Here is a 2091-nt window from a genome sequence, read left to right as displayed (position 1 = left end):
AGCAACCGTTTGCGGTAATGTGCGTGGAAGTTGGCTTCGGCACTGGCGAGAAACAGTGCCGCGTGAGCGGTGTCCCATCCTGTGCCCATGAAACGCATCGGTACACGGGCGGCGCGTTCGGTGCGCAGGTCTTCTTCCGGTACGGCGCGCATCCTGGCGATGCCGCCGATGGCCATGGGCGTGTCCATCAGGCCGGGCGTAATTGCGTTGACGCGCACACCGCGCGAGGCGCCGGCCATCGCCGCGCTTTGCGTCAGCCGGTTCATGCCGGCCTTGGAAACCTCGTAGGCGAGCTGGTGGCCGCCGGCGATGGAGGCGAGCGAAGAGATGTTGACGATGGCGCCGCGCTGGCGCGCCAGCATGCCCGGCATGACCGCCTTCGTCAGCAGCCAGGCGCCTTTCAGGTTGATACGCAGTGTACGGTCGAACGCTTCTTCGGTCGCCTTGTGGGCGGGGCCGTCGCCGGCATCGCCTATACCGACATTGTTGACGAGAATGTCCGGCGGACCAAACGCGGCTTCGCAGGCAGCCGCGAGGGTGGCCGCGCCCTGGGCAGAGGAGATATCCGTGATGCAAAGATGCGCAGCGCCGCCTTCAGCGGTGATGTCATCCAGGGTCAGCTGGCCGCGCGCCTCATCCCGGTCGACGCAGAGAACTTTTGCGCCGGCGCGGGCGAAAAGGAGCGCGATGGCCTTGCCGTTACCGATGGTCTCGCCCGGTGCCTGTCCGGCTCCGCTGACGATGGCGATCTTTCCGGCGAGGCGCCCGGCGACAGGCGCGCCGCTCACCTGGCAAGGTCCGGATCGAGGGTGAGGTCATCGTCGAGCTGCACGCCGAATGAGTTCAGCATCATTGAAACCTGCGTGTACTGACCAACGGTCATCACGAGATCCATGCGCTGTTTCTCGGTGAGGGAGGAAAGCTCCGCCCAGGTCCGGTCTGTGATGAAACCATCGCTGGTCAGTTCGTCGGTGGCTCGGATCAGGGCGCTGTCGATGGGCGACCAGTCCGGCGAAAGCGGGCCTTCCTTAATGGACTCGATCTCGAAATCGGTCAGGCCGCACTGTTTGCCGATGCGAACATGCTGGGCCCATTCGTAACCGGATTTCCAGTTGAAGCCTGCGCGCAGGATGACGATCTCGCGCTCGCGCGGGGCAAGGCTGTTCTTGTCCGACAGAATATAGCCGCCCCAGCGCATGAAGGCACGGTAGGCATCCGGCGCGCGGGCGAGCGTGCGGAAGATATTGTAGACATTGCCGCGCCCGAACTGCGCGGCGAGCGCTTCGCGGTGATCGGCGTTCATGTCCGCGTCCGCGAGCGGCTGTATTCTCGGGGCCGTAAGCCTCATCTTCCTGTTTCCTCCGGTTTTTCTTTTCCCGGAGAGTAAAGGCCGGACCGGGCCGGGCAGCAAGCCCCGGTGTTTCAGGCGGGCGGCGGACCGAAGATGGCCGTGTTGTCGCGGTCGAGCGCGCCAGCGCGTGTGCGGGCGGGATCGGCAGCGGCGCGGTCGACGGCGTCGATGGTGGCGGCGTCGGCAATGCCGGTGATGGATAGGCCGTTTTCCTGCTGGAAGGACACCACGGCGCGGCGGGTGCCCTGACCGAAGATTCCGTCCACACCGCCGGTCAGGATGGCAAGGGCTTCGAGATCCATCTGGAGTTCGCGGACGCGGTCGCCCCGGTTTCCAACCTGCAGCGGCTTGAGGGACGGTGTGGGCGGCGCCGGCTCCGGCGCGACGTTCTGCGGGGCCTGCGTGACGGAGAGCGCCGTGTTCGTCCAGAGGATGCGCAGGTCTTCGTGGTTGGCTGCGGCGGTGTCGTTCGGATTGCCGCGATTGACGGCGCGCGAGACTTTCACGGCATCGTTCTGATCGGCATAGGCGTTCAGGCCGTTGGTTTTCCAGAAGGCGGCGGCGACTTCGATGGACTTGGTGAGGTCGCGCTTGATAATGTCGGGATCATTTGCGAGGTCGATGCCGGCGGCTTCGCCGTAGCGGGTGTAGTTGTCGCGTCCGGTGAGCTGGATGAAGCCGCGTCCGCGGAACTTCCAGCCGTCGCCGGGCTGGGTGTTGCCGAGGTCGGCGCGGCCGCC

Annotated in this window: 3 protein-coding genes; all 3 read right to left on the bottom strand. The window is 65.7% G+C overall.

Going from position 1 to position 2091, the window contains the following annotated elements:
- A partial coding sequence (locus tag WEA77_RS13250) for an SDR family NAD(P)-dependent oxidoreductase (protein WP_368068356.1) occupies positions 1-788 on the bottom strand: 788 nt, incomplete at its 3' end.
- A complete protein-coding gene (locus WEA77_RS13245; protein ID WP_368068355.1) occupies positions 785-1348 on the bottom strand; it encodes a carboxymuconolactone decarboxylase family protein in 564 nt (187 codons plus the stop codon). The genes WEA77_RS13245 and WEA77_RS13250, both read right to left, overlap by 4 nt.
- Positions 1349-1422: 74 nt before the next feature.
- Positions 1423-2091: peptidoglycan-binding protein (locus WEA77_RS13240; RefSeq protein ID WP_368068354.1), on the bottom strand; the 669-nt coding region annotated here is incomplete at its 5' end.

Source organism: Hyphomonas sp. (assembly GCF_040882205.1).
Lineage (GTDB): Bacteria > Pseudomonadota > Alphaproteobacteria > Caulobacterales > Hyphomonadaceae > Hyphomonas.
This window is presented reverse-complemented; position numbering and strand designations above follow the sequence as displayed.

Coding starts and splice junctions, on each gene's coding strand:
- WEA77_RS13245 (WP_368068355.1), bottom strand. CDS start 1,348: ATGAGGCTTACGGCCCCGAGAATACAGCCGCTCGCGGACGCGGACATG.